The 1315-nt window shown below is 66.7% G+C and carries 2 protein-coding genes; both read right to left on the reverse strand.

Annotated elements, in window-relative coordinates; all coding sequences use genetic code 11:
* Window positions 1-43: 43 nt before the first annotated feature.
* Window positions 44-943, reverse strand: a complete 900-nt coding sequence (locus ABD260_RS37450; RefSeq protein WP_344241732.1) for an IS3 family transposase — start codon at window positions 941-943, stop codon at window positions 44-46.
* A complete protein-coding gene (locus ABD260_RS37455) occupies window positions 940-1242 on the reverse strand; it encodes a transposase (protein WP_344241734.1) in 303 nt (100 codons plus the stop codon). The genes ABD260_RS37450 and ABD260_RS37455 overlap by 4 nt, the downstream gene beginning before the upstream one ends.
* Between the last annotated feature and the right edge of the window lie 73 nt (window positions 1243-1315).

Genomic DNA, 1315 nt, shown 5'->3' on the forward strand with positions numbered 1-1315 from the left:
GTGGGCTTGACCCGTTTCGACGGACAGGGTCGATGTGAGGTGGTCAGGCTATCTGCTCGGCCGTGACCGTGATGGTGGATTCGTACTCTGTAGGGCTGAGGTAGCCGAGGGTGGAGTGGCGTCGGCGGGTGTTGTACCAGCCCTCGATGTAGTCGAAGATCGCGCTGGTGGCGGCCTTGCGGGTCGGCCACGCGCGGCGGTGGATCAGCTCGGTCTTCACAGTGGCGAAGAAGGACTCTGCCACGGCGTTGTCCCAGCACTGACCCTTGCGACCGACCGACAACGTCACGCCCAGATCCCTTGCCAGGTTGGCGAACTGGGCCGAGGTGTACTGACAGCCCCTATCGGAGTGGAACACCAGGCCGGGCGCGGGGCGGCGCCGGTTGGTCGCGTCGGTGAGCGCGTCGGCGACCAGGCCGGTGCGCAGATGGTCAGCGACGGCCCAGCCGACGACCCGGCGCGACGCGAGATCGATCACGGTGGCCAGGTAGAGCCAGCCTTGCCAGGTATGGATGTAGGTGATGTCACCGCACCAGCGGGCGTCCAGCGTCGCGGGCTGGTCGGGGTCGATGTCGAAGTCGCGGCCGATCAGGTCCGGGCGGGTGGCTGCGGCCGGGTCGGCGGTGGTGGTCTTCTTCCATCTTCGTGGGGTTCGCCCGTACCGGTCCGCGGCCCGCATCAGCCGGACGACCCGTTTACGGGAGCATCGCTCGCCTTGGGCCCTCAGCTCGTGGTGCACGCGCGGTGAGCCGTAGGTGTGGCGGGACTCGTCGTGGATCTCGACGATCTTGCCGGTCAGTTCGGCGTCGCGCTGCTCGCGCACCGAGGGGCCGCTGGTGCGGTCGGCGTAGTAGGCGGAACGGGAGACCTGCAGCAACTCACACGCCCGCTTCACGCTGTGGTCGCCCGCCTTCTCCGCCTCGATGAACGGGTAACAGTTCACCGGGTCTCCTTCGCGAAGAAAGCCGTGGCCCGCTTGAGGATCTCGACATCCTCACGCAGCCTGCGAGCCTCCCGCCGTAACTGGTTGAGCTCTTCTCGCTCGCTCGTGGTCAACCCGCCGTCACCGGTGCCGGCGTCACGCTCGGCCTGATTCAGCCACTGCCGGACCGCGGTCTCGGTCAAATCGAAATCCTTCGCGACCTGACCCACCGACCGGTCGCCACGCTGGCACAGCTCGACGATCTCGGCCTTGAGCTCAGGCGTGAACGAACGACGAGGCCGCGGCTTCTTCTTGCCCATGGACTCCATGATGAACATCCTTCCGGAGCACAAGCTCCTGATCTCGGATGTCCGTCAAAACGGGGCAGCCCCA

It is taken from the genome of Kribbella hippodromi (assembly GCF_039531045.1).
Classification (GTDB): domain Bacteria; phylum Actinomycetota; class Actinomycetes; order Propionibacteriales; family Kribbellaceae; genus Kribbella; species Kribbella hippodromi.

Coding starts and splice junctions, on each gene's coding strand:
- ABD260_RS37455 (WP_344241734.1), bottom strand. CDS start 1,242: ATGGGCAAGAAGAAGCCGCGGCCTCGTCGTTCGTTCACGCCTGAGCTC.